This is a genomic window from Verrucomicrobiota bacterium (assembly GCA_016200005.1).
Classification (GTDB): Bacteria; Verrucomicrobiota; Verrucomicrobiia; order Limisphaerales; family PALSA-1396; genus PALSA-1396.
Genome location: JACQFP010000006.1, coordinates 56,408 through 81,625, shown reverse-complemented (window position 1 = coordinate 81,625; position 25,218 = coordinate 56,408). Strand labels below are relative to the sequence as shown.

General features: G+C 57.9%; 21 protein-coding genes. 14 read left to right on the top strand and 7 right to left on the bottom strand.

Translation table 11 applies throughout. From position 1 onward, the window contains the following. Nucleotides 1–27: 27 nt before the first annotated feature. Nucleotides 28–987 carry a substrate-binding domain-containing protein gene (locus HY298_01720; GenBank protein ID MBI3848997.1) on the top strand — a complete coding sequence of 320 codons (960 nt, stop codon included), beginning with the start codon at nucleotides 28–30 and terminating at the stop codon, nucleotides 985–987. 13 nt (nucleotides 988–1,000) lie between these two features. Here HY298_01720 and HY298_01715 read toward each other — a convergent pair whose 3' ends face one another. Beyond that, on the bottom strand, nucleotides 1,001–1,858 hold the full coding sequence (locus tag HY298_01715) for a diaminopimelate epimerase (protein ID MBI3848996.1): 858 nt from the start codon (nucleotides 1,856–1,858) through the stop codon (nucleotides 1,001–1,003). Nucleotides 1,859–1,973: 115 nt separating this feature from the next. On the opposite strand from HY298_01715, the gene shc reads away from it, so the two are divergent. The 5 genes from shc to hisS all read left to right on the top strand — a co-directional run bounded on the left by shc (nucleotide 1,974) and on the right by hisS (nucleotide 8,456). Beyond that, complete coding sequence (shc, locus tag HY298_01710; GenBank protein MBI3848995.1) at nucleotides 1,974–4,016, top strand: squalene--hopene cyclase; 2,043 nt, start codon at nucleotides 1,974–1,976, stop codon at nucleotides 4,014–4,016. 239 nt (nucleotides 4,017–4,255) lie between these two features. Next, nucleotides 4,256–5,428 (top strand): HEAT repeat domain-containing protein, encoded by a 1,173-nt coding sequence (locus HY298_01705; protein ID MBI3848994.1) that lies wholly within the window; start codon nucleotides 4,256–4,258, stop codon nucleotides 5,426–5,428. Between the two features lie 76 nt (nucleotides 5,429–5,504). Continuing rightward, nucleotides 5,505–6,629, top strand: a complete 1,125-nt coding sequence (locus tag HY298_01700) for a quinone-dependent dihydroorotate dehydrogenase (protein ID MBI3848993.1) — start codon at nucleotides 5,505–5,507, stop codon at nucleotides 6,627–6,629. Nucleotides 6,630–6,747: 118 nt separating this feature from the next. Beyond that, nucleotides 6,748–7,050, top strand: coding sequence for an integration host factor subunit beta (locus HY298_01695; protein MBI3848992.1), 303 nt, complete (start codon nucleotides 6,748–6,750; stop codon nucleotides 7,048–7,050). A gap of 143 nt (nucleotides 7,051–7,193) precedes the next feature. Then, the gene (hisS, locus tag HY298_01690; GenBank protein ID MBI3848991.1) at nucleotides 7,194–8,456 is read left to right on the top strand and encodes a histidine--tRNA ligase; all 1,263 of its coding nucleotides are present in this window, start codon (nucleotides 7,194–7,196) and stop codon (nucleotides 8,454–8,456) included. A 1-nt stretch (nucleotide 8,457) separates the two neighbouring features. Here the strand turns inward: hisS and rplS are convergent, their stop codons facing one another. The 4 genes from rplS to rpsP all read right to left on the bottom strand — a co-directional run bounded on the left by rplS (nucleotide 8,458) and on the right by rpsP (nucleotide 10,198). After that, nucleotides 8,458–8,847, bottom strand: coding sequence for a 50S ribosomal protein L19 (gene rplS, locus HY298_01685; protein ID MBI3848990.1), 390 nt, complete (start codon nucleotides 8,845–8,847; stop codon nucleotides 8,458–8,460). A 74-nt stretch (nucleotides 8,848–8,921) separates the two neighbouring features. Further along, on the bottom strand, nucleotides 8,922–9,590 hold the full coding sequence (trmD, locus tag HY298_01680) for a tRNA (guanosine(37)-N1)-methyltransferase TrmD (protein ID MBI3848989.1): 669 nt from the start codon (nucleotides 9,588–9,590) through the stop codon (nucleotides 8,922–8,924). Nucleotides 9,591–9,678: 88 nt separating this feature from the next. Continuing rightward, the gene (locus tag HY298_01675) at nucleotides 9,679–9,924 is read right to left on the bottom strand and encodes a KH domain-containing protein (GenBank protein MBI3848988.1); all 246 of its coding nucleotides are present in this window, start codon (nucleotides 9,922–9,924) and stop codon (nucleotides 9,679–9,681) included. A 16-nt stretch (nucleotides 9,925–9,940) separates the two neighbouring features. Continuing rightward, complete coding sequence (gene rpsP, locus HY298_01670) at nucleotides 9,941–10,198, bottom strand: 30S ribosomal protein S16 (GenBank protein ID MBI3848987.1); 258 nt, start codon at nucleotides 10,196–10,198, stop codon at nucleotides 9,941–9,943. 222 nt (nucleotides 10,199–10,420) lie between these two features. On the opposite strand from rpsP, the gene HY298_01665 reads away from it, so the two are divergent. From HY298_01665 to HY298_01630, 8 genes are all read left to right on the top strand, one after another. Next, nucleotides 10,421–11,809, top strand: a complete 1,389-nt coding sequence (locus HY298_01665) for a site-specific DNA-methyltransferase (GenBank protein ID MBI3848986.1) — start codon at nucleotides 10,421–10,423, stop codon at nucleotides 11,807–11,809. After that, complete coding sequence (locus HY298_01660) at nucleotides 11,806–12,603, top strand: hypothetical protein (GenBank protein MBI3848985.1); 798 nt, start codon at nucleotides 11,806–11,808, stop codon at nucleotides 12,601–12,603. Before HY298_01665 ends, HY298_01660 begins: the two co-directional genes overlap by 4 nt. A 45-nt stretch (nucleotides 12,604–12,648) precedes the next feature. Continuing rightward, nucleotides 12,649–16,035, top strand: coding sequence for an excinuclease ABC subunit UvrA (locus tag HY298_01655; protein MBI3848984.1), 3,387 nt, complete (start codon nucleotides 12,649–12,651; stop codon nucleotides 16,033–16,035). Between the two features lie 124 nt (nucleotides 16,036–16,159). Beyond that, nucleotides 16,160–16,414, top strand: coding sequence for a UPF0175 family protein (locus HY298_01650; protein MBI3848983.1), 255 nt, complete (start codon nucleotides 16,160–16,162; stop codon nucleotides 16,412–16,414). After that, nucleotides 16,398–16,595 carry a hypothetical protein gene (locus tag HY298_01645; GenBank protein MBI3848982.1) on the top strand — a complete coding sequence of 66 codons (198 nt, stop codon included), beginning with the start codon at nucleotides 16,398–16,400 and terminating at the stop codon, nucleotides 16,593–16,595. The genes HY298_01650 and HY298_01645 overlap by 17 nt, the downstream gene beginning before the upstream one ends. A 473-nt stretch (nucleotides 16,596–17,068) precedes the next feature. Then, nucleotides 17,069–19,840, top strand: a complete 2,772-nt coding sequence (locus HY298_01640) for an excinuclease ABC subunit A (GenBank protein ID MBI3848981.1) — start codon at nucleotides 17,069–17,071, stop codon at nucleotides 19,838–19,840. Then, entirely contained in the window at nucleotides 19,837–20,331 is a 495-nt protein-coding gene (locus tag HY298_01635; protein ID MBI3848980.1) for a Uma2 family endonuclease, read from the top strand. The genes HY298_01640 and HY298_01635 overlap by 4 nt, the downstream gene beginning before the upstream one ends. 369 nt (nucleotides 20,332–20,700) lie before the next feature. Next, complete coding sequence (locus HY298_01630; GenBank protein ID MBI3848979.1) at nucleotides 20,701–23,724, top strand: c-type cytochrome; 3,024 nt, start codon at nucleotides 20,701–20,703, stop codon at nucleotides 23,722–23,724. Here HY298_01630 and HY298_01625 read toward each other — a convergent pair. Continuing rightward, entirely contained in the window at nucleotides 23,710–24,660 is a 951-nt protein-coding gene (locus tag HY298_01625) for a WYL domain-containing protein (protein MBI3848978.1), read from the bottom strand. The genes HY298_01630 and HY298_01625 overlap by 15 nt on opposite strands. Nucleotides 24,661–24,715: 55 nt before the next feature. Further along, the gene (locus HY298_01620; protein MBI3848977.1) at nucleotides 24,716–25,216 is read right to left on the bottom strand and encodes a hypothetical protein; all 501 of its coding nucleotides are present in this window, start codon (nucleotides 25,214–25,216) and stop codon (nucleotides 24,716–24,718) included. Nucleotides 25,217–25,218 lie beyond the last annotated feature (2 nt).

Sequence of the window (25,218 nt, the reverse complement as noted above, 5' to 3'; positions counted from 1 at the left end):
ACCAAAACCTCCAATTAATCTCCATCCATGAAATCGTCCATCTTACTCACGACGCTCGCTGCCTTTGGTCTGCCGTTCTTCGTTCACGGCGAACAAAAAGAATCCTACACCCTCGGCCTGGTCGCCAAGTCACAGGGTAACCCGGTCTTCCAGGCCGCACGTGTCGGCGCAGAGCAGGCCGCCAAAGACCTCGGCCAGAAATACGGCGTCGCCATCAAAATCGATTGGCGCACACCGAATGAAGAGGACGCGCAGAAACAAGCCGAAGCCATCGAGCAACTCGTCCTGGCCGGCGCGGACGGTATCGCCGTCAGTTGTTCCGACGCCAACAAGCTCACCGACGCCATCAATTCCGCCGTGAAAAACGGTGTGCCGGTGGCCACGTTCGATTCCGACGCGCCCGCCAGCAAACGTTTTGTCACCTTTGGCGTTGATGATGTGAAGTGCGGCGAACAAGTGATGGATGAGTTGGCGAAAATCATGAATGGCAAAGGCGTCGTCGCCATCCTCGCTGGAAATCAGAATGCGCCGAACCTTCAGAAGCGGGCGCAAGGGGCCAGGAACGCGGCCAGGAAATATCCCGGCATCAAAATCCTCGACACGTTCTACCATAAGGAAACCCCGCAGGACGCCGCCGCGAAAGTGGAGCAAGTCATGCAAGCGCATCCTGACATCAACGGCTGGGCGATGATCGGCGGCTGGCCGTTGTTCACCGACAACGCGCTCAAGTGGCAGCCCGGCACCGTGAAGTGCGTCTCGGTCGATGCTCTGCCGCCGGAACTGGCCTATCTGCGGAGCGGCCACGTCCAACTGCTGCTCGCGCAGCAAGTCTATGAATGGGGTTACCGCTCGGTTGAACATCTCATCAACAAGATTCATCTGAAGAAAAATCCGGCCAGCCTGAAAGACGTTAGCCCGCTGGTGCCGGTCACGAAGGAGAACGTCGAAGTGTATGCGAAGAACTGGGAGAAGTGGCTGCCGAAATGATCGCCGCCGCGAATCAAGCGGGCAGGGGAGTGTTGAACATTTCCTCGGCAATAATTCCTTCGGACACTTTCGTCACGCCGCCCGTCATGCGAATCGCAAAATCGTCGCCGATCTCGATGGCGATGATGCCTCCGGGCATGTGGACGGAAATTGCGCGGTCACATAGGCCGAGTTTGTGCGCCACCGCTGCGGCGGCGCTGCTGCTGCTGCCCGAGGCGAGCGTGTAACCTGCGCCGCGTTCCCAGATTTCGATCTGAATGTTGCGCCGGTCACGCACTTTGAGGAACTGCACGTTGGTGCGGTTTGGAAAACTGGCGTGCGTTTCCAGCAACGGGCCGAATTGCTTCGCCAAGTCGGCGCTGATTTCCGGCTGGAGCAACACGCAGTGGGGATTGCCGATGGTGGCTGCGCAGAACGTGAACCTTCTGCCGCCGACAATGATGTCTTCGTTGATCACTTCGCGCCTCGCGCCGGCCACGGGGATTTTGTCGCTCCAGAAACTGACCTTGCCCATGTCCACGCGGACGGATTTTCCACCATCGAAGACCGTCGAGCGCACGCGCCCGCCGGCCGTTTGAATGATGAATTCTTCACCGCCGACCAGTTTGCGGTCCCACAGGTAGCGCGAAAATATCCGCAGTCCATTGCCGCTCTTTTCCGCTTCGCTGCCGTCGGGATTGTAAATTCGGAGCGCGCACTTCGCGTCTTCCGCTGGCAGTGGACCGAGCAGGATGCCGTCCGACCCAACGCCGAAGTTGCGATGGCAGATGAGCTTGACCTGTGCGGTTGTTAGCGGCGCCGGCAGGTTCTTCGGATCGATGACAATGTAGTCATTGCCCAGCGCGTGGTACTTGGCGAAATCGAAAGTCATGCCGGGAGTTTATCGATCAACGTGGGCCGTTCAAAGTTCAATCTTGTTCCGGGCACCGAGGGAACTCCTGATAAAAAACTTTACACGCTGCGACCCAGTTCGCACATTAGGCGTAATGGTTACGTCCACTCAAGACGGCCGGTTGGGGAATGCGCCGGCGCAACAAGACTTAGGATTTCGGCCCCTGATCGATCTGGAAACCGCGATCCGGCGGTCGCAGAATTATTTGCTCAAGGAGCAAAAGCCGGAAGGGTTTTGGATTGGAGAACTGATGGTGGATTCCACCATCGTCTCCGACACCATTGCGTATCATCATTGGAACGGCAAGGTGGACAAGGAATGGCAGCGCAAGGCCATCAACCACATCTTTTCCATGCAACTGCCGGAGGGCGGCTGGAATATTTATTATGGCGGCCCGGCGGAGGTCAATGCCACCATCAAGGCGTATCTGGCGCTGAAACTCGCCGGCGTCCGGGTGACTGATCCACGGATGCTGCGCGCGCGGGAGGTGGCGCTTTATCTCGGCGGCGTACCGCGCATGAACACCTTCTCAAAACTTTACCTGGCGTTGCTTGGCCTGTTTCCGTGGGATTACGTCCCCACTATTCCCAGCGAGGTCATCCTCATCGGCAAATGGTTTCACGTGAACTTCCACGAGATGAGTTCGTGGAGCCGGTCGATGATCGTGCCCCTCTCCATCATCAACCATTTCAAGCCCACCCGCCCGCTGGATCCGCCCGTCACCCTGGATGAATTGTATCCCAAGGGACTTGATGAACGGGGATTGGCCCTGGCGCCCGATCCCGAACGCATCACTTGGCGGAATTTCTTCCTCTGGCTCGACCGGCTGCACAAATTTGTGGAGAATAACAATCTGCGGCCGTTCCGGAAGCTGGCCCTGAAGAAGGCCGAGCGCTGGATGCTCGAACGTTTCGAAGGATCGAATGGGCTGGCCGCCATTTTCCCCGCCATGCTCAATTCGCTCATCGCGCTGAAGGTCCTGGGCTACGCCGACGATCACCCCCAGGTCCGGCGCGTCGAGCAGGAACTCAAAAACCTGGAACATGAAACGGCCGACACTGTGCGCATCGAACCCTGCTTGTCCCCGGTGTGGGACACCGCCATTGTGGCGAACGCCCTGAGCGAATCTGGAGTGGCTCCCGATCACCCTGCGCTGAAGCGCGCGTGCGAATGGCTCATGACCAAGGAAATCCGGTTTCGCGGCGATTGGTATTACAAGAATCCCGCCAACGTCGAACCGAGCGGCTGGGTCTTTGAATTTGAAAACAAATGGAACCCGGACGTGGACGACACCGCAATGGTCTTGCTGGCGCTTCGCAAGGTGCCCACGGACGATCCCGCCCGACGCGACGCCTGCTTCCGTCGCGGTCTGACCTGGATGCTGACCTTTCAGTGCAAGGACGGCGGTTGGGCGGCGTTCGACAAGGATTGCACCAAGAGCATCCTGGAAAAAGTTCCGTTCGCCGATCACAACGCCATGCTCGACCCGGAATGCGCCGACATCACCGCGCGCATTCTGGAACTGCTCGGTTACGAGAACTACAGCCTTGACCATCCACAGGTGAAAAAGGCGATTCAGTTTATTCATGAGCATCAGGAGGAAGACGGCTCGTGGTACGGGCGTTGGGGCGTGAACTACATTTACGGGACCTGGCAGGTCTTGCGCGGCCTGCGCGCGTTGAACATGAACATGCAGAAGCGGTGGCTGCTCAAGGCGCGGGATTGGCTGGAGAGCGTCCAGCACGAAGACGGCGGTTGGGGCGAGCGCTGCAACACCTACGATGATCCGGTTTTCAAAGGGAGCGGGCCCAGCACCGCTTCGCAAACGGCCTGGGCGGTGATGGGCCTCTGCGCGTTCGACGATCCGCAGCGGCCCAGTCTGGTGCGTGGAATTCAATACCTGATTCAAACCCAAAACCACGACGGTTCGTGGACTGAACTGGAAACGACCGGCACCGGTTTCCCGCGGGTGTTTTATTTGAAGTACGACATGTATCGAAACAGTTGGCCACTCCTGGCCCTGGCCACCTACCATCAATTATGGAAGCGCAATATGGCCAGCGCCGATGCGCACGTCAACGGCGCGTTACAACAATTGCCCGAAGATCTGCAGCAACCGGCGGCGCAACGCTCCTAGCAGGTTGCCAAAATATATTTTCGGATAAATATTCGCAGAGCCCTCACCCAGCCTTCGGCCACCCTATCCCCATCGGATGGGGAGAGGGAAGGGGCGAGGGCAAGCCGTAAAATAATTTTGGCAAATCGTATAGTCAGAATCGCGCAAAGGACGCCAGCGCGGCTTGGTGCGGAAGAAGATGTGCGAAGTTGCTTCTGCGCCATTTCCGGGCGACTATTCCATCTGGTCAAACCAGCACCGTGAAAAAACGTCTTTTCATTCTTCTGTCCGTGCTGACCGTTTGCGCGTTGTTCGGAATTTTGCTCATGCGCTTCAGTTCGGATGCTGTCCTGGCCAGGTCGGTCAGCCAATGGAGCATGGATTTGAATTCCCCGGACGTCCGCGTTCGCGATCAAGCGGCCAGACATCTGCGCGAACTTGATCCCAAGGGCTTGTCGGCCCTGACGAATTTGCTCAACGCAAAGGATTCAATGCTTCGCAGGATTTGCTTGCCCCTAGCCCGCCGTCTGCCGCCCGGGTTGCGCTTGAAGATCTATCAGATGCTCAAGCCGGTTTCGGCGCCCACGGTCCGCGCGGTTGCGGCGCGGGCGCTGGGCACTATAGGACCGCCGGCAGGAGAAGCCATCCCAGCACTGGGCCGGGCATTGCGTGACAAGGACCGGACGGTGGTTTGGGAAGCGGCGACTGCTCTGGGCCATGTGGGGAAGGATTCCGTTTCCACACTGGTCAGCGCTCTGAAGGACGAAGCCCCCACCACGCGTCACGCCTCAGTTTACGCCTTGGGGTTGATCCGGTCTGACGCTGGCGCTGCAGTTCCTGAACTCATCTCGATGTTGAATGACCCGGACGCGAACGTGCGCGGCTCCACGGTTGACACGCTTGCGAAGATTGGCGGACCAGCCGTCCCCGCGCTGATTGAAATCGTCAAACAACCGGATAAATCCCGCCGCGAGCTGGCCGCCAAAGCCCTCGCCGCGATGGGAGTGACTGCGGAGGATGCACTTCCCGCGCTGCTGAAAATGATTCAGGACCAGGACGCTTCACTCCGCCGACTGGCCATTGAACTGATCGGCGCCATCTGGCCCTGGGAAAAGGAAACTGTTCTCGCGCTGACCGAAAGGCTTAAAGACCCGGATCAGGAAGTTCGTCTGGCCGTGGCCAAAGTTTTGACCCAGCTTTACGACAAAGCCCAACCCGCCGTGCCACCATTGAGTGAAGCCTTGAATGACGAGTCCGCCCCCGTTCGCGAACAAGCCGCTCGGGCTCTGGGCAACGTTGGCCCAACCGCCAAACTTGCCGTTCCGGCTCTGACGCGGCTTCTGGAGGATCGGGAGGATTCCGTCCGTGCGGCGGCGACTGAAGCGTTGAAGAACATCATCCCTGGTGTGACGCAGGCGTCGCCGGCGAAATGATTCTGGGCGCGAGATCAAGAGTCGCGCCGCTCCTTTCCTGTTTTCCTGCCAAGCGGTTTCCGCTAACAATGTCTCCGTGAGCTGGCTCTATCGCTGTCTAATCCGCCCCGCCTTGTTTGCGCAGGATTCCGAATCCGTTCACGATCGCACTTTGCACGCGCTGGCTTGGGCGAGCCGGCATGAACTGGTTTCTGATGCAGTCGCTTCATTCTTCAGCGCGCCCAATTTGCCGATCGAGCTGTTCGGTCTGACATTTCCAAATCCGGTCGGGCTGGCAGCGGGTATGGACAAGAATGCCGTGGCCGTGCCGATTTGGTCGTCGCTTGGGTTTGGCTTCAGCGAATTGGGCGGCGTGACCTGGCACGCGCAAATGGGCAATCCTGCACCGCGCCTGTTCCGCGCCATCGCCGATGAAGCGCTTGTCAATCGCATGGGCTTCAACAACGCCGGCGCGCAAGCCATCGCGCGAAAGCTGGCGGACTGGCGGGCCACGAACCGCTGGCCGGACCATCCGATCGGCCTCAACCTCGGCAAATCGAAGATCACTCCGCTCGCCCAAGCGGCGGAAGATTATGCCGGATCGTTGCGCGTGCTTTGGCCGCACGGTGACTTTTTTGTGGTGAATGTGAGTTCGCCCAACACGCCCAACCTGCGACAACTCCAGGACAAGGCGGCACTCGATGAAATTTTGAGCGCGCTTCAGGAAGTCAACGCCACGCAAAGCCGGACCACGGCCACCGCACGCGTTCCCAAGCCGATTCTGATCAAGATTGCTCCCGATCTTTCCTTTGAAGCAATGGATGAGATTCTGGAGCTGGTAGGACCGCGGCAGATTGCGGGGATCGTGGCCACGAACACGACCATCACTCGACCTGAAACCAGCGATGCGAAGTTGCAGCGCATTTACGCCGAAGCGGGCGGCCTGAGCGGGCGTCCATTGCGCGCCCGCAGCACGGAAGTGATTCGTCACCTGTATCGGCAAACGCACGGCAAGTTGCCGCTCATCGGTGTCGGCGGGATTTTCACGGCGGCGGAAGCGTGGGAAAAAATCGCGGCCGGCGCCTCGCTGGTTCAGATTTATACCGGTCTGGTTTATCGCGGGCCGGGTATCGCCAGGGAAATTGTCGCTGGTTTGTGTGAACGATTGGCCTCGGCAGGTTTCACGGAACTGCGACAGGCGGTTGGTTGCGAGGAGGGATGAGCGTTGATGAAAAAAAAGGCTCAAATTATTTGATTGATTACCGCTTGACCGCTTGCACAGCGAGGCTTATACCCAAGAGCAATCTACCCAGAGATTAACATTTAACCCCGAAACCTGTATGAGCCTGACAAAGCGCGACTTGGTAGTACGCATCAGCAATGAAACTGGATTGGTGCAGCAACAGGTGCTGGACGTGGTCCAGAAGACACTCGATTACATCGCCGAAGCCGCGACCACGGGGCAGAAGGTGGAGTTGCGCAACTTCGGGGTGTTTGAGGTCAAGATCCGCAAGGCTCGCGTCGGTCGCAACCCGAACGCGCCGGAAACCGATGTTCCCATTCCGCGCCGTGCGGTCGTGAAATTCAAACCTGGCAAGGAAATGCGGGAAGCCGTCCTCAAGATCCCGCCGCCGCCGCAATAACCCATTAACCGGCGGCTCGCCTTCCCAACAACCGCAGCGCGCTCTGGCTGGCTGAGCGAGTTCGCAATTCCAAATGATTTTGGAGAAGCGTTGATTTTGCCTTTCAACTTCCGGCCATTGCCTTTTACCATCGGCTCGTGGCTATGGAACGCTTACCCGGCTTTCGCGATTTTTATCCCGAACCGCTCCCGCACCCCGACCTCTGGAGCGCGGACGCCCGCCAATATGTTTTTGAAAAGTGGCGCGCGACCGCGCGGCGCTACGGCTTTCGCGAATACGACGGCCCGCCGCTGGAGCCGCTGGAACTTTTCACCACCAAGAGCGGCGATGAAATCGTCGGCCAGCTCTACAACTTCAGCGACAAGGGAGGACGCAACGTGGCACTGCGCCCGGAAATGACACCCACCCTGGCGCGCATGGTCGCCGCCCATGAGCGGAGCTACAAGAAACCCATCAAGTGGTTCGCCATCCCGCAACTCTTCCGCTACGAGCGCCAGCAGAAAGGCCGGTTGCGCGAACATTTCCAGTTTAATGCCGACATCGTCGGAGAGAGCGACCCGGCAGCCGACGCCGAACTCATCGCCCTGCTGATTGATACGCTTCGTTCCTGTGGGCTGACCCCGAAGGATTTTGTGATTCGCCTCAGCAGCCGCAATGCGTGGCAGCAATTCTTCAACGAACGTTGCAAAGACGAATCCAAAGCTTACGGATTCTACCAGCTCATCGACAAACTGGACCGCGAAGACCCGGCGCAATCCACCACCAAGCTGGCGGCCCTTGGCGTCTCCATCGACGAAGTGAACGCGTTCATCAAGTCCGGCAAACCGACCGTGGAACTCGATGCCATCATGAACAATCTCACGGCGCGTGGACTGCGTGACTTTGTCAAAGTGGATTATCACGTCATTCGCGGCCTGGCCTACTACACCGGTGTCGTTTTTGAGGCGTTCGATGTTCAGGGCGATTTCCGCGCCATCGCCGGTGGTGGTCGTTACGACAATCTCGTCAAGGTCATCAGCGGCGGCAAAGTCAATCTGCCTGCGTTGGGATTCGGCATGGGCGACGTAGTTCTGCTGGAATTGCTGCACGCTCGCAAGCTGTTGCCGGAGTTTCACGCGGCCCTGGGCGCTTTTGTTACAATCGAGGATGAGAACCTCCGGCCTGAATCGCTGAAACTGGTGCAAGACCTGCGGGCCGCCGGATTCGCCGTGGATTATTCGCTGACGCCCGCTAATCCGGACAAGCAATTCAAGCGCGCCCAGGAATTGAAAGCTCTGCGCCTGGTCAGACTTGCACGCGATCCGGACGGTCGCATGGTGGCGAAGATTCGGGATCTAAAGACCCGCGAAGAAACAGCCGTTACGCCGGCCGAGGTGGCGGCCTGGTTGGTCAACGCTCCAGCCTGAATCAATTCTTTTCTGCGCTCGCTCCGGCACTTTCCCCGCGCCCTTCCTTTTCCTTCACCAATGTCGCACCTTTGCCCAGTCGCTTGCGCAAGTAGGTCAGCTTGGCGCGGCGCACCGAGCCTTTGCGTTCCACTTCCACCTTGTCCACGCGCGGCGAATGCACCGGGAAAATTCTCTCGACGCCTTCGCCGTAGCTGATGCGCCGGACGGTGAATGTGGAGTTCATCCCCCGACCGCGACGGCCAATTACGACACCGGCGAAAATCTGGATTCGCTCCTTGTCGCCTTCGACAACTTTGGTATGTACGCGCACCGAATCGCCGACCCCGAAGTCAACCGGGTTTTTGCGAAACTGTTCCGATTCAATTTTATCAAGTAATGCCTGGTTCATAAAGTTTTTCTGAAACGTGAAACGTAAAACGTGAAAAGAAATCTGTTCCTTAATTCCGTTTCACGTTTCACGCATCACTTCATCAAATCCGGTCTTCGTTCTTTCGTCCGTTGCTTTGCCTGTTCGCGCCGCCACTTCTCAATCTCCGCATGATTACCAGAGAGCAATACGTCCGGCACTTTCATCCCGCGAAATTCCGCCGGCCGCGTGTACTGCGGATATTCCAGCCAGCCGTGGCTGAACGATTCATCCGCCGAACTTTCATCATCGCCCAGCACACCAGGCAGCAGCCGCGTCACCGCGTCGATGATCACCATCGCCGGCAGCGCGCCGTTCGTCAGTACGTAATCGCCGATGGACAATTCATCATCCGCCAGATGTTCACGCACCCGTTCATCAAATCCCTCATAGCTGCCGCATATCAGCAACAGATGTTCCTGCTGCGCCAGTTCGCGGGCAACGGCTTGATCGAACTTCCGGCCGGCCGGCGAGTGTAATATCACGCGCGTCTTTTCACGCTTCAAACTTTCCACTGCTTCAAAGATCGGTTCGGGCTTCAACAACATTCCCGGCCCGCCGCCAAACGGTTTGTCATCCACCGTCTTGTGCCGGTCATGGGTGTAGTCCCGCAAATTGTGGACTGCCAAATCCAGCCGACCCGCGTCCCGCGCCCGTTTGACGATGCTTTCATCCAGCGGCCCCGCGAACATCGCGGGAAACAAAGTGAGCACATCGATCTTCATCTTCTGTTGGAGTTCAAGCTTTAGCTTGTTCCGCTCCGGAGCGTATGAGCGGGCGCTGACAAGCTGAAGCTTGAACTCCAACGCGCGCTCAACCCTTCGGGCTGTCTTCCACAATCTCCAACGTGCAGCGCAGCCCTTTCTTCGCACTGCCGGCCAGCAACAGCGAGCGAATCGCGTTGATCGTCATGCCTTGCCGTCCGATCACCTTGCCGACGTCCTCTGGGTGCAGGCGCAATTCATAAATCGTCATCCCCTGGCGTTCCACCGGCGTCACCGTCACCGCGTCGGCGTGGTTCACCAAACCTTTGACGACGTATTCGAGGAACGCTTGCATAAGGCGAACCAACCTCTTAAGCCGGCACCACGGCGGCCTTGCTCGCTTTCTTGATGAAGCTGGCCACGGTATCACTGGGCTGTGCCCCTTTGCTGAGCCAATATTTGGCCCGCTCCAGATTCAGCGCAAAGTTCTCGCCTTTCTTCCGCGGTTGATAGGTGCCGATTTCCTCGATGAACTTGCCATCGCGCGGGCTGCGGCCATCGGCCACGACAATGCGGAAAGCCGGGGTGTTCTTCGTTCCGACCCGCTTCATGCGAATTTTAACTGCCATAAAAATGTTGTTTGTTGTGGCGGCGGCGGCCACACGATTTTCCGCCCATCATCAACGATGTTTCCCAAAAAGGAGTGCAGAGCGTATGCAGGGCTTTTGCGCTTGGCAAGCCCTGTTTTTACATTTTTGGTCGCCCAAAAAGCATCGACACCAAGCCAAATATAATCTCTCTCCTTGCCGCCGGATTCAATTGATGCTGTGCTACCTCTAACGAACTTGACGATGTCACCCGAAGTCTTGGAACTGCCACTTTTTGGTCAACCGTCTGCGCCCTCCGTTCGCACGCGCAGACCGCCGTTGAGCGAGGAGTTGGCCGCCTTCCATGAATTTGGGGAGGCCACCCGCACTATCGAGACCTCGTTCAAAACCAACGACGGCGAATCGCGCGAAGTGCTCACCTTCGTCAACGAATACTGGACCGCCAAACAACGCCAGGCCAGTTCGCTGCACGAAATCTCCTACCGCGCTTGCTTCAAACCCCAACTCCCGCGGTTCTTTATCGAGCGGCTGACTCAACCGGGCGACATCGTTTACGATCCGTTCATGGGACGCGGCACAACGCCGCTCGAAGCCGCGCTTCTCGGTCGCGTTCCCTGGGGCAATGATATCAATCCATTGAGCTTCGCATTCGCCCGCCCGCGTCTGCGCCCGCCAACGGTCGATGAAATCGCCACGCGCTTGAGTGCAATTGACATGTCCGACCACGCTGAACTGCCGGAAGACTTGTTGGTGTTCTATCACCCCGACACGCTGCGGGAGATTTGCGCGTTGAAGAAATACTTCCTTGCTCGTCGCGCTGCGGAGCGCGGCGTTAACGCCGCTTCAACATCCGAGATTTCAACGGTCGCGGAGAAAGCGAGCAGGGCCACGCGACCTTGGCGGAGCGGGCTAAAGCCCGCGCTCCTCGACCCCGTTGACGACTGGTTCTGCATGGTCGCGCTCAACCGGCTCACCGGCCACTCGCCCGGATTCTTTTCCGTTTACACGTTGCCGCCGAACCAGGCGGTTTCGGTCGTCTCGCAGCGTAGGATCAATGAAAAGCGAAAGCAAACCCCGCCACGCCGCGACGTGGCGAAACTCATTTTGAAAAAGTCCAGGCAATTGCTGCGCGACTGCACACCCGAAGTCCGCGCCACGCTCGCCGGCGTCGCAGATCACGCCAGATTTTTGAACTCGCCCGCGAATGCCACCCGCGAATTGCCCGATGACTCAGTGTTACTCGTCGTCACGTCACCGCCATTTCTCGATGTCGTGCAATATGCCGACGACAACTGGCTGCGTTGCTGGTTTCTCGGCATTGATCCCAAGTCTGTGCAACTAACCGTCCCCAAGAGGCTCGACGCCTGGCGGGAGGCGGTGACCGGAGTGTTCCGCGAACTCCACCGCGTCTTGAAGCCCGGCGGCCATGTCGCGTTTGAGGTCGGCGAAGTTCACGGTGGCAAGACAAAACTGGAAGAACACGTCCTGCCGTGCGGTGTTGCCGTCGGACTTGTACCTGTGCTCGTGGTCATCAACGACCAGGAGTTTACGAAGACCGCCAACTGCTGGGGCGTGGACAATATGGCAAAGGGCACGAACACCAATCGCATCGTGCTGTTCCGCAAACCGTGAACCTGAAGTTACGATGCGGCAGGGGTTGGAGTTCACGCTTTAGCGTGTCCCGGTCGCCGAACAGCCTGAAGGCTGAACTCCAACTCGTTTTGCTGTCCATCCTCCTGCTGGTCTCGTTAGTGAAAATGTCGGCAGCCGACGCCACCAACTCATCATCCGTTGCCGCCATTGCCGAACTCACCAAACCCGCAAAGAGACTCCCGTTCAAAGACGTCATTCTCGCCACCACGCAACATCGCATTCTCGAATTCGACACGAATAACGCCGCGCACGTCGCCTTGCGAAAGAAAATCCTCCAGGCCGCCGCCTTGGCCGGTGAACGCGCCGGCACCAATGGCCTTGCCGCCGCTCGTGCCAATGAAGCCGGCAACCACATCGAACCGCTCGTTCGCGCCGCCCTGCAAGAAGCGGGTTTGTCGGCCCGCATCCCGCTCACTACCACAGGCGAGGCGCAGGCGACCGGGTATCCCGACATCGAAATCCTTGGCGACGTGCCGTGCTATCTGGAGTTGAAGACTTATAACGCTGCGACCGCCAACACCACGCAGCGTTCCTTCTACTACTCGCCGTCCACCCATCCGAAGGTCACGCGCGACGCGTTTCATTTGTTGCTCGCCTACGAACTCAAAAAGACGGAACGCGCCGGCAAGACGACATTTCTCCCGACACACTGGAAACTCATCACGTTGCAAGACCTGGAAGTCGATTTGAAATTCGAGTTTAATCAGAGCAATCGCGGTCTTTACGGCAAGGACGCAGCCGCCTCGGTCCTGGGCGAAAGCGAAACGAAGTAGCCCGGCGTTTGACATCGTTATCTCCTGCTTTATTTTTGACGCGCGATGTCTGAATCAAACTCGTCGTCGGTCATCCGTCTGCGCGGTGTCCGGCACAACAATCTCAAAAACTTTGACCTCGATCTGCCATTGGGTCGTCTGATTGCTGTCACGGGCTTGAGCGGTTCGGGCAAAAGCTCGCTCGCATTCGACACCCTCTACGCCGAAGGCCAGCGGCGCTACATTGAAACCTTCTCGCCTTATGCCCGGCAATTTTTCGATCGCATGGACAAGCCGCAGGTGGACCGCATCGACGGCATCCCGCCCGCCATCGCCATTGAACAGCGCAACGCCGTCCGCACTACGCGTTCGACCATCGGCACGATGACGGAGATCTGTGACCACATGAAAATTCTCTGGACGCACATCGCGCAACTCCATTGCCGCGCCTGTGGCCAGCCAGTAACGAAAGATTCACCCCAACAAATCTGGAAAAAACTCGTAGCCGCCGAGGTAACGAGGCGGAATGTATCAGGCGCGACAATCAGCAAAAGTCCGCCTCCTCACGTCGGCGGCTACGTAGGCAAGGAAGTCCTCATCACCTTCGATTTGCCGCTCTCCGAAAAACTTTCCCTCGACGAATCGCTCGCCCTGGTCTCCAAACAAGGCTACCAACGCCTCTTGCTCAACGACGAAGTTGTCCGCCTCGACGAAGCGCTCTCACGCATCACGCCTCACGCCTCACGGGTTGCCTCGCTCACCATCATTCAAGACCGCCTCAAGCTCTCGCCCCCGGCGCGCGCTCGCTTCGTCGAAGCCTGTGAGCAAGCCTACCATTTCGGCAAAGGCAAGCTGGCAATTCGCATTTTGGAAAACTCTCAACCCTCAACTCTCAACCCTCAACTCTTCAGCAACCGCCTCCACTGCGCGAGTTGCGACATCGAATACGCCGAACCTTCTCCCGCCCTGTTCAGCTTCAATCATCCGCTCGGCGCGTGCCCGGCGTGCAAAGGATTTGGCCGCATCATCAGCATCGACTACGACCTCGCGATTCCTGATCGCTCACTCACGTTGGCGCAAGGCGCGGTCAAGCCTTGGCGCAGCGGCACGGGCGCGGAGTGTCAAAGTGATTTGAAGAAGTTCTGTAGAATTCGCCGCGTGTCGATGGACGTTCCGTTCAATAAACTTTCCGCCGAACACCAACACTGGGTTGTGGAAGGTGACAAGGATTACGGCATTGACGATGATCATCGCTGGCCGCGCTTATGGTACGGCGTGAAGGGCTATTTCCGCTGGCTCGAAACCAAGTCCTACAAGATGCACGTTCGCGTGCTGCTCTCGCGGTATCGCGCCTACACGAAATGCCCGGACTGCGACGGAGCACGGCTGAAACCAGACGCGTTGCTGTATCTTCTTTCGATGGCCAGAGGGCAAGACCGCTGCGGAAACCTATCCAAACCCCTCATCCGTCCTGCGGACACCCTCTCCCCATCGGATGGGGAGAGGGATGGGGTGAGGGGCGCTCCTGAAACTAATCAGACTAGACGATTGACTCTCGCCGACTTCTACGCGCTGCCGATTCGGGACGCGCAGGCGTTGATTGACGAATTGACGAAATCACGCCTCACGCGTCACGCATCACGATCTTTACCAACCGACCCAATCTTTCACGCGCTGAACGAAGTTCGCGCCCGCCTCGCCTACCTCAACGAAGTCGGCCTCGGCTATCTCACGCTGGATCGTCCGACGCGAACCTTGAGCGGCGGCGAAACCGAGCGCGTCAACCTCACCACCTGCCTCGGCACGCGGTTGGTCAACACCCTCTTTGTCCTCGACGAGCCGAGCGTCGGGCTGCATCCGCGCGACACCGACCGCCTCGTGCGCATCCTCGAAAAACTCCGCGACACCGGCAACACCGTCGTCGTCGTCGAACACGAAGCCAGTGTGATGCGCGCGGCCGACCAGATCGTTGACCTCGGCCCGGGTCACGGCGCGACGGGCGGCGAAGTGGTTTTCCAAGGCTCGTACAAGGAAATCCTGAAATCAAAAAACTCGCTTACCGGCAAATATTTGAGCAGGCGAAAGCAGATTGAGATTCCACCAAGACGCCCTGTAGCAGCCGACGTCAGTCGGCTCACTTCAAAACCCAAACGTGTTCAGAGCCGACTAACGTCGGCTGCTACCTTAACGATAACCAACGCCACGCGCCACAACCTCCAAAACCTTTCGGTGGAAATTCCGCTCAACCGCTTCGTGTGCGTCACAGGCGTGAGCGGTTCGGGCAAGAGCACCCTCATCCGCGAAGTTCTTTTCCCTGCGCTTCAGGAGAGTCTTAAATCCCAAATCCCAAGTGTGAAATCGGCGACGGTCAAAGCCTCCGACCGGATCGAAGATCTGCCTTCGCCCGGCTCTGGCGCGGCAAGCGAGGACGACGCAACACGCAACACTCATCACGTATCACGTATCACGGGCGCAGAACACTTGAGCCGGGTCGTGATGGTGGACCAATCCATTCTGGGCAAAACGCCGCGCTCGAATCCTGCCGTTTATATTGGTGCGTTCGACGACATTCGCGAAGTCTTCGCCCAATCGGATGTCGCCCGGCAACGCGGTTTCAACGCCAGCGCGTTCAGCTTCAATTCCAGCGTCGGCCAGTGTGAACGCTGTCGCGGTGCGGGGTTTGAGAAGATCGAGATGCAGTTCTTGAGCGACGTATTCATCCGCTGCCCGGATTGCAATGGCCGCCGCTATCGCTCCCACATTCTCGAAGTCAAAGTCGAGCGCCAACGGTCGAAAGACGAAAGCGGGAGTAACCGCTCGCGAAGAAAACAACTCTCAACTCTCAACCCTCAACTCTCATCTTCTTCTTGGAGCATCGCCGATCTTCTCGACGCCACGGTGGATGAAGTCATCGACTTTCTTTCCGGCTTCGCGGAGTCGCGGCCCGCCAAACGCGCGCAGGAAAGCCTGAAGCTACTGCAGGAAGTCGGTCTCGGTTATCTGAGACTGGGCCAACCCATCAACACCCTTTCCGGCGGCGAAAGCCAGCGGCTCAAACTCGTGCGGCATTTGGCGGAGGCGACTTCTTCTCCAGTAGCAGCCGACGTAAGTCGGCTCATTTCAAAATCCGAAATCCGAAATCCGGAATCCGAAGTTGATCAGAGCCGACTAACGTCGGCTGCTACGTTGTTCTTGTTCGACGAACCCACCACCGGGTTGCACTTCGATGACGTGCGGGTGTTGCTCCAGGTCTTTCAACGCCTCGTCAATGCGGGCCACTCGCTGGTCGTCATTGAACACAACCTCGACGTGATCAAGTCCGCCGATTGGGTCATTGACCTCGGCCCGGACGCCGGCGACCAGGGCGGGAAAATCGTTGCTTGCGGCACGCCCGAACAAGTTGTCGCGTGCCGGGCGAGCCACACCGGAAAGGCGTTGCGGGAAATATTGTGACAATCAAACTTGGGAAGATGCTCGCCTGTTGCAGTGACACGCCCAACCTATGGTGCAGGCTTCAAGTTGTGCCGCTGCGCACATCCGGCTTAACGAGTTCATCCGTGCAGGCGACAAGTCCTACATGAGCATCACCCTCAACCTCGACGAAGAGGCGCTCGCCAGTCTGCCTTTCGGGCCGGGCGAGCGTGAGCGCCACATGCAGATCGAACTGGCTTGTCGCTTCTATGCAAAAGGCTGGCTCTCCCTCGCTCAAGGTGCGCGCATGGCGGGCTTGGACCAATACGCCTTCGGCGTGCAACTGGCGGAGCGGAGCATCCCTCGCCAATATGGAATGACCGAAGCGATGGAAGACCTCGCCCATGCGCGTCGTCAGTGACACATCGCCCGTTTCCAATCTGGCCATCATCGGTCGCCTCGACTTTTTGAGGCGGCGTTACGGTGAAATCAGCATCCCATCTGCTGTAAGGCAGGAACTCGCCTACGAGACGCATGAAGCGGACTATTTCTTCGTTTCTAAAACAATCCGTATCACGTCATTTTTCCGACGAAACATGTGAACAACGTCTACGATTTTGTACTCCTCGTTATCGTCCGCTTCGACGCTTTCACCGATCCGTGGAACAACCGGCCAATAAATGACTGGTGATTCAGTATTATTTATGAATGTTGCGATTTTAATTTTTTCCATAGCGTTAGAAGCCCACACGCGCCGCAGACTCCATTATTTCTGCTCAGCCTCGACAAAACCGTAAATATCATTGAGAAGTTGAACCGCGATCTCTTGCTCGGCTGCCGCATTTAGGTCTTGCACTAGCTTTCTGCCTTGTACGGCTCCTGCAACATAGGGGCGACATAACCGTGATGATGTCGCTCCTACGGAGCTTTGGGAATTTGGGATTCGTAACTATAAATATTTCGCCCCTCCGGGGCTGGTGTGGGCGTTTGGTTGCGCCCAACCGTCGAAATTGAAAAGACTTTTTGCGAATCGTCTTTCCAATGTTAAGAATGGTTCGTGTTCGTCGAAACCGACATTCAATCCGCCAGCGGTAACGCCATTGCCATCCACGGCGCGCGCGAGCATAATCTGAAAAATCTTTCGCTCACCATTCCGCGCAATTTATTTGTCGTCATAACGGGAGTCAGCGGTTCGGGCAAGAGCACGCTGGCGTTCGACCTCCTTTTCGCCGAAGGGCAACGACGTTTTCTCGATTCCATGAACGTGTATGCGCGGCAGTTCGTGGAGCAGATGTCGCGGCCCGACGTGGATTTGATCACCGGGATTCCGCCGACCGTCAGCATCGAACAACGAGGCACGCGCGGCGGCGGCAAGAGCACGGTCGCCACAGTCACGGAGGTTTATCATTTCATCCGACTGCTCTTTGCGCGGCTCGGTGTGCAGCATTGCCCGGATTGCCAATTGCCTGTCGCAACCCAGACGCGAGACGAAGTTGGCCGGCGATTGTCGGTCGAATTGAAGAAGCGAGGAGACCTGCTGCTGCTCGCGCCGGTGGTGAAAGGCCGCAAGGGATTTCACACGGACGTTGCCGAATGGGCGGCCAAACACGGTTACAAGGAGGTTCGTGCCGATGGAAAGATGTATCCGACCAGTGAGCGCTTGCGGCTGGATCGCTTCCGCGAGCACAATGTGGAGATTGTTGTCGGAGTCGTAGCGGCGTCTCGGCAGAGCGCCGCCAATACTTCCAGAAAAAGTCAGCCGCGCTCTTACGAGACGCGGCTACAAGAATTGGTTGATGAAACGCTCAAGCTCGGCAATGGCACGTTGCTGGGCCTTGACGATCACGGTCTAGTCACCGTCCACTCGACTGAGCGAGTCTGTCCGAAATGCGCACATTCCTTCGAGCCGCTTGATCCAAAGAATTTCAGTTACAACTCCGCGGCGGGTTGGTGTCCCAAGTGTCGCGGCTTCGGCGAATTATTTTACATGCCCGAAGATGTGGACCGCGGCGCGCGCGAAGACGACATCGCTGAGTCGTGGTATGAATGGCAGGAAGGCGAGCGCGAGACTTGTTCCGAGTGCAACGGAGCGCGGCTCAATCCCGTGGCGCGGGCGGTGCGGCTTCTCGGAGTTCCCTCTTTGAACCGTCCCCTCACCCCGTCCTTCTCCCCATCGGATGGGGAGAGGGTGGCCGTCAGGCCGGGTGCGGGGAAAGTCTCGCGGTCGATGACCATTGAAGATGTTTCGCGTTTATCGGTCGAAACAGCGTTCTCGTATTTCCACAAACTCAAGTTTACCGGACGCGCGGCGGAGATTGCGCGCGACATTCTGCCGGAGATTCGCGAGCGATTGAAGTTCCTGAACGAAGTCGGGCTCGGCTACCTTCAACTCGGTCGTGGCGTGCCCACGCTTTCGGGTGGCGAGAGTCAGCGCATCCGGCTGGCGGCTCAACTTGGCTCGAATCTAAGCGGTGTGCTTTACATCCTCGACGAACCGACCATCGGCCTGCACGCGCGCGACAATGAACGTCTGCTCGGAGCATTGCAGAAACTCAAGGCACGCGGCAACTCCGTCATCGTCGTCGAGCACGATGAGGAAACGATGCGGCGCGCCGATGTCATCGTGGATCTCGGTCCGGGTGCCGGCGCGCATGGCGGCGAAGTCGTGGCGGTGGGGACGCTTGGTGAACTGGCGAAGCATCCGGAGTCGATCACGGGGCAGTGTTTGCGGGAAGAGAGGAAATTTCCGAGTCGAGGAGAGCGGCGAAGAATTGAAAGGGAGAAAAGGGGAAAGGGAGAAAAGGGGACACTCACACTGCAACACGCTTCAGCGAACAATTTGAAAAATCTTACGGTGAAGTTTCCTCTAGGTCGGCTCGTGCTCGTGACGGGCGTGAGCGGCTCGGGCAAGAGCACGCTGGTGCGGGAATGTTTATTGCCTGCGCTCACTGACGCACTGAAGAATTCACGCCTCACGTTTCACGCCTCACGTCTCACTGGTCACGAACCTCTCAAGGCGGTCTATGAAGTGGACCAATCGCCGATCGGCCGCACGCCGCGCTCAATTCCGGCGACCTACGTGGGATTCTTTGACGACATCCGCGCGTTGTTCGCGCAACTGCCGGAGTCACGGATGCGCGGCTATTCCGCGAGCCGTTTCTCCTTCAACAGTGCGCAAGGGCGTTGTCCGGAATGTGAAGGGGCCGGCCAGATCAAACTGGAAATGAATTTTCTGCCGCCGGCCTTTGTCCGCTGTGAGACATGCAACGGCACGCGCTTCAACCGCGAGACACTGGACATTGAATACGGCGGGAAGAATATCGCGCAGGTTCTGGATCTGTCCGTTGAAGAGGCGCGCGAATTCTTCGCTGGCATCCCGAAGATCAAGCGTTCCTTGCAGGCGCTGGCCGACACGGGTCTTGGTTACTTGAAGCTCGGCCAGACGAGTCCCACGCTCAGCGGCGGCGAGGCGCAGCGAGTGAAGCTCGTATCACATCTTCTTTCCGGTTTGCGTCCTGCACCAGATCAGTTGGGTTCACGCAACACGCATCACGCATCACGCTCCTCAAATCTATTCCTCCTTGAAGAACCGACCATCGGCCTGCACATGGCAGACGTGAAACGACTCGTCGAGGTTTTGCAGCGGCTCGTCGATGCCGGACACTCGGTCATCGTGATCGAACACAATCTGGATTTGATTGCCGAGGCCGATTGGGTGATCGACCTTGGTCCGGAGGGGGGCGATGGCGGGGGACGGATCGTGGCTGAAGGGACGCCGGAGCAAATCGCGCGAAACAAACACTCGCACACGGGACAGTTTTTGAACAAACTTCTTTCCGGCAAATGAGCGAGCGATACGAAGAAACGGTAGAGGGCGAAACGTTCTTGCGTCATCCGCCGGGCGCGCGGCATGAGGAGATTTGCGACCGTCTTCATCAGCATGTGGCTGGCAGCCTCGTTCGCGTAACGACAACACGCTTGCTGGCTTCGCGTTCCGTGGTGCAACTTTCGCCTGGCACCATCGTGCGGCCGGATTTGACTTTGGTGACGAAAGCCACCGGCAAAGTCTGGCTGGTGGCGGAGATCGTCAGTTCAGACGATCATCGCACCGACACGGTCGTCAAGAAGCAGATTTACGAGGACTTGAATTTGCCGCGCTTGTGGATGATTGATCCGCGCTATGACAACGTGGAAGTTTATCATGGCAGTCCTTACGGCATGGCGTTGAAACAAATTCTTGCCGGGCGCGAAATGCTTAGTGAAAATCTCCTGCCGGGATTTCAACTGACGATTGCGGAGTTGTTTGGCGTGCCGCTGAGCATTCGGCGTGATGAATAGGGAAATCCAGTGAACGACCATCAGCGCATTACAGGGCAGTCTGCGGGCTCGACGACCGATGGAGCAGGTGGGAGAGAATTCCCCGAACCTCGCACGCGCCTGACGCCCCTGAACCGAAGGGAATGCGGGGGGGCGCGTCAGCGTTTGGAGTGCGGCGACTTGTCGCCGCTGTTGCACGGTGCGTGTGGGCAAGACACACCCGCTCTGGANNNNCTGGAGTCGGCACATTCCGAAAGCGGCGACAAGTCGCCGCACTCCAAACGCTCCGCGCGTATCCGGCGACTTGGAAAGCATCGCGGTTCGTGGGCAGGGAAAACCGTGTTCCGCAAGTGCGCTGTATCCTGCGGTTTCACTGGAATACCATTTCTGTTGGCGACCATTGCCATTCTCTTTTGGTGTGCGGCAGGGCTGGCGCAAGGTTACGCGCCCGGTGAAGCGGCCCAACACATGACCGTGCCGGATGGTTTTCAAGTGAAGCTGGTGGCCAGCGAACCGATGATCGCACAGCCGGTCGCGATCGAGTTTGATGACCGCGGTCGGCTCTGGGTCATTCAGTATCTTCAGTATCCGAACCCGGCGGGATTGCAACGCGCGAAGGTGGATCGCTGGTCACGGACGGTCTATGACAAAGTCCCGGAGCCGCCGCCGCGCGGTCCAAAAGGTGCCGACCGCATCACGATTTTGGAAGACTTCGGTGCCGACGGTCACGCGCGAAAAGCGAAAGACTTCGTGAGCGGATTGAATCTTACCACGGGAATTGCATTCGGTCACGGCGGCGTGTTTGTTCTGCAAGTTCCCTATCTGCTTTTTTATCCCGACCGAAATGGCGATGACGTGCCGGACTCCGATCCGGAGGTTCTGCTCACAGGTTTTGGGATGCAGGACGCACACTCCGTCGCCAACTCGCTGACGTGGGGTCCGGACGGCTGGCTCTACGGTTGCCAGGGCAGCACCGTTACCGCGAAGATTCGCGGCATTGAGTTCCAACAAGGTGTCTGGCGCTATCATCCCATCACTCATACCTTCGAATTATTTTGCGAGGGCGGCGGCAACTCCTGGGGATTGGACTTCGACGAAGATGGCAATCTGATTTACAGCACGAACTTCGGTGGCTACCGGATGTTTCACGGCGTCCAAGGCGCGTACTACTGGAAAAGCTTCGGCAAGCACGGCGCGCTGCACAACCCGTTTGCCTTCGGATATTTTGACCATGTGCCGCATGCCAATTTTACGGGCGGCCATGTCACGGTGGGCGGAATCATTTATCAAGGCGATTCGTTCCCGGAGAAATTCCGTGGCAAGTACATCGTCGGCGATCTGCTCGGTCATGGCGTTCAATGGCACAACATGGAACCGTGGGGATCGACGTTCAAGTCGAGCCACGGCGGCGAGTTGCTGGTGGCCAACGACAACTGGTTTGCGTCGAGCGACGTGACCATGGGGCCGGATGGCGCGGTGTATGTCGCCGATTGGTTTGACAAACGCACCGCTCACCCTGATCCCGACGCTGATTGGGATCGCAGCAACGGGCGCATCTACAAAATCGAAGCCAAAGGAACGAAGCCGGTTTCGGTGCCCGACCTCACCAGACTTACCAGCAGAGAGCTGATCGCGCTGTTGAGCAGCAAGAATGATTGGTACGTTCGCAAGGCGCGAAGAATTCTCGCCGACCGGCGCGATCGAACGATGATTCCTGCGCTGCGGAAAATGGTTTTTGAAAACAAGGATGAACATCTGACGCTGGAAGCATTGTGGGCACTCTACGTCAGCGGCGGGGTCAACAAAAACCTGGTGACAAGACTGCTGAGTCATCCCAACGCCCATGTGCGGGAATGGATGGTCCGGTGGTTGGGTGATGAAGGAAAGACGGTCCCGGAAATGGAACTGCAGTTGATCAAACTCGCCGCGACTGACGCTGACGTCCACCTGCGCAGCCAGCTCGCGGCCACCGCCAAGCGATTGCCCGCGAAGGTCGCCCTGCCCATCGTGCAGCAACTCGCAGTGCGCAACCTCGACGCACAGGATGCCTACATCCCACTCCTGCTTTGGTGGGCGGTGGAACGCCATGCGATGGCGGACCGCGAACAGGTTCTCAGATTATTTGGCACAGCTTCAGCCTGGCAAACGCCAATTATCCGCGACGTCATACTGGAGCGGCTGATGCGACGTTACGCGGCGGAAGGGACGGAGCTGGGTTATTCAGCTTGCGCGCAGTTGCTGGAATCCGCTCCTGAGGCGAAAGACCGCAGCCGGATGCTCGCCGCGCTGGAGCAGGGTTTGCGCGACCGGCCCAGCGGAGATACCGGCCCCAACCAAGGCGGCCTCTTCGAAAACCAAGCCGTGGTCGAACTCAAACCGGTCGCGAAGACTTCAAGTGTTGAGAAAATTCCGGCATCGCTGGAGAAACAACTCAGCGCCTTGTGGAGCGACGACACTACAGACCTGACTTTGATCCGGTTAATGGCGAGCTTCGGGAAACCATCCGCCTTGACCCGCGCGTTGAATCTGGCGGTGGATAAGCACGCCGCCGTCGAGGCGCGCACCGCCTCGCTTCAATTGCTGGGAGAATTGGGCCGGCCCGATTGCGTTCCCGCGCTCTTGAAGTTGGTGGCGGGCAGTGAACCGGAAGGCGTTAGGCTGGCGGCGTTGGCGGCGTTGCAAAGTTTTGATCAGTCAGACATTTCGGTTGAACTGTTGCGCCAATACCCCGCGATGAATGGCCGGCTTCGCTCGCGGACGCGTGAAGTACTTTTGAGCCGCAAAGATTGGGCGAGGGCGTTTCTTCAGGAAGTGGATGGCGGCAAATGTCCGGCGAGCGAGGTGCCGGTGGAGCAGTTGCGGGAGATTTCGCTGTATCAAGACAGGCAATTGGACGATCTGGTGCGCAAACTTTGGGGGAACATCAGCAGCGGCACACCCGAAGAAAAACTCGCGGAGATGCGGCGGCTAAATAATGACCTGCGGGCCGGCAGTGGCGATCCAATCAAAGGACGCGAAGTGTTCAAGAACACCTGCGCCGTTTGTCATCGGCTCTTTGATGAAGGCGGACAGATTGGCCCGGACCTGACGCACGCCAATCGCAAGGACCAGAGTTTTCTGCTGGCCAGCATCGTTGATCCCAGCGCGGTCATCCGAAAAGAGTTTTTGAGCTACAACGTCGAGACTACCGACGGGCGATTCTTCTCCGGACTGATTGGCGAACAGTCGCCGAGCAGCGTGACGATCCTGATGGCCAACAACGAACGGGCGACGATCAACCGGGACAAAATCAAGAGTCTTCAAGAATCGGCCGTCTCCCTGATGCCCGAAAATCTGTTGAAAACACTCAAGCCGCAGGAACTGCGCGACCTGTTCGGTTATCTGCAAAGCGAAAAGACATCAGCTTCCAAGTGACTGGGTTCGCAAAATGTTTTTTGCAGCCTGCTGAATCGCAGCCACCAGTTCAGGCGGTTTAAGCACGACGGCGTCTCCGCCCCAGCTCAGCACCCAACGCTCGATCTCCACGAGGCTCGACAACTTGAGGCGCAATTCCACACCACCGTCCTTCAACTCGCGCAAGTGCTGGGAATCATGCCAGCGTTTTTCCCGAATGTATTCGGCCACAAGTTCATTGAAACGAATGACCACTTCATATTCACCTTCACCGGAATGGACGCCGAAGCTGTCCTTCAACCGTTTCTCCAAGGAAAACTTCTTCGGCCGTTCAAACGTTTTCCCAGTCGGCTCGGCGGCCTGGATGCGCGCGGGCACGAAGGTGCGGATGTCACGGCGCAGGTGGCAGTAGGCAAACAGAAACCATTCACCGTTGATGTTGGCGAGGTGATAGGGATCGACAATGCGCGGCTCGGTCTGCTGTTGGCCGGGTTTGCGATAGGTCAGTTGCAGTTGTTTGCGCTGCGCGGTGGCCTTGGCGAGGGCATCGAAGATTTCCAGATTCAAAATTGGCTCGGCGCGCATCCGGAACGAAATGGTTTGCTCCCAATCGGCGAGGTTGAGCGAGACGGTGTCCGGCAATGACGCCGCCATTTTCTTGAAGGCGCTCAGGAGGGGCTTCTCAAAATTCGTGCCGCGATATTGCTGAAGCGCTTTTTCCGCGACCAGCAACGCGAACAATTCGCCTTCGGTGATCTGAATGGTGGGGAAGGAACTGACCGGCTCGGTGTAACGATAACCGTTGCGCGCGTGGTCGTATTCGAGCGGCAACTCCAGACGGTCGCGCATGAACTCCAGATCGCGATGAATGGATTTGGTGCTGACTTCGAGTTCGCCCGCGAGCGTGGAGGCGTTGGGATGACTGCCGGACTGGATGGCCTGATGAATTCGCAACATGCGCTCCAAGGGCGGACGCGAACCAGGCAGGTGCGGGAGTTGTTGTCCCGCTAGGTCAGAGGCTGGCGGTTTTTTTCGTGGCGTCAACAGGCAGACTGGTGTCGTCGATAATCGGCAATCCGTCAATCTTGTTATCCGGACCCGCCCGCAAACACACCACACGCTTGAATCCACAACCGTTCAGGAGAGTTTTCCAATCGGTGACCACCTGGGCCAGTTGTTCATCCTGATACGTCCAGCCGATCATTACCACGGCCATCTCGTGACCGACTTGCGGACCTGTGAGCATTGGTGAGAGGTTGTCGCGCGAATAGAGCTGGAGAAAACCGTTGTCCCGGATTTCGGGCCGGGTGATCAAAATGGAATCCCATGTCATGAACTGCAATACCACGTTCACATACGCTTCCTCCTGAAAACGTGGTCCGTTGTAAACGGTCTGTTTCGGCGGTGTATAGCAACCGGACAGCAAAACGCCGAACAGGGACAGCAGAATTGCTGCGTTGAAATTGTGCGCCCTATTGATTGGCTTTGATGGCAACATATTCTTTTCTTTCATTA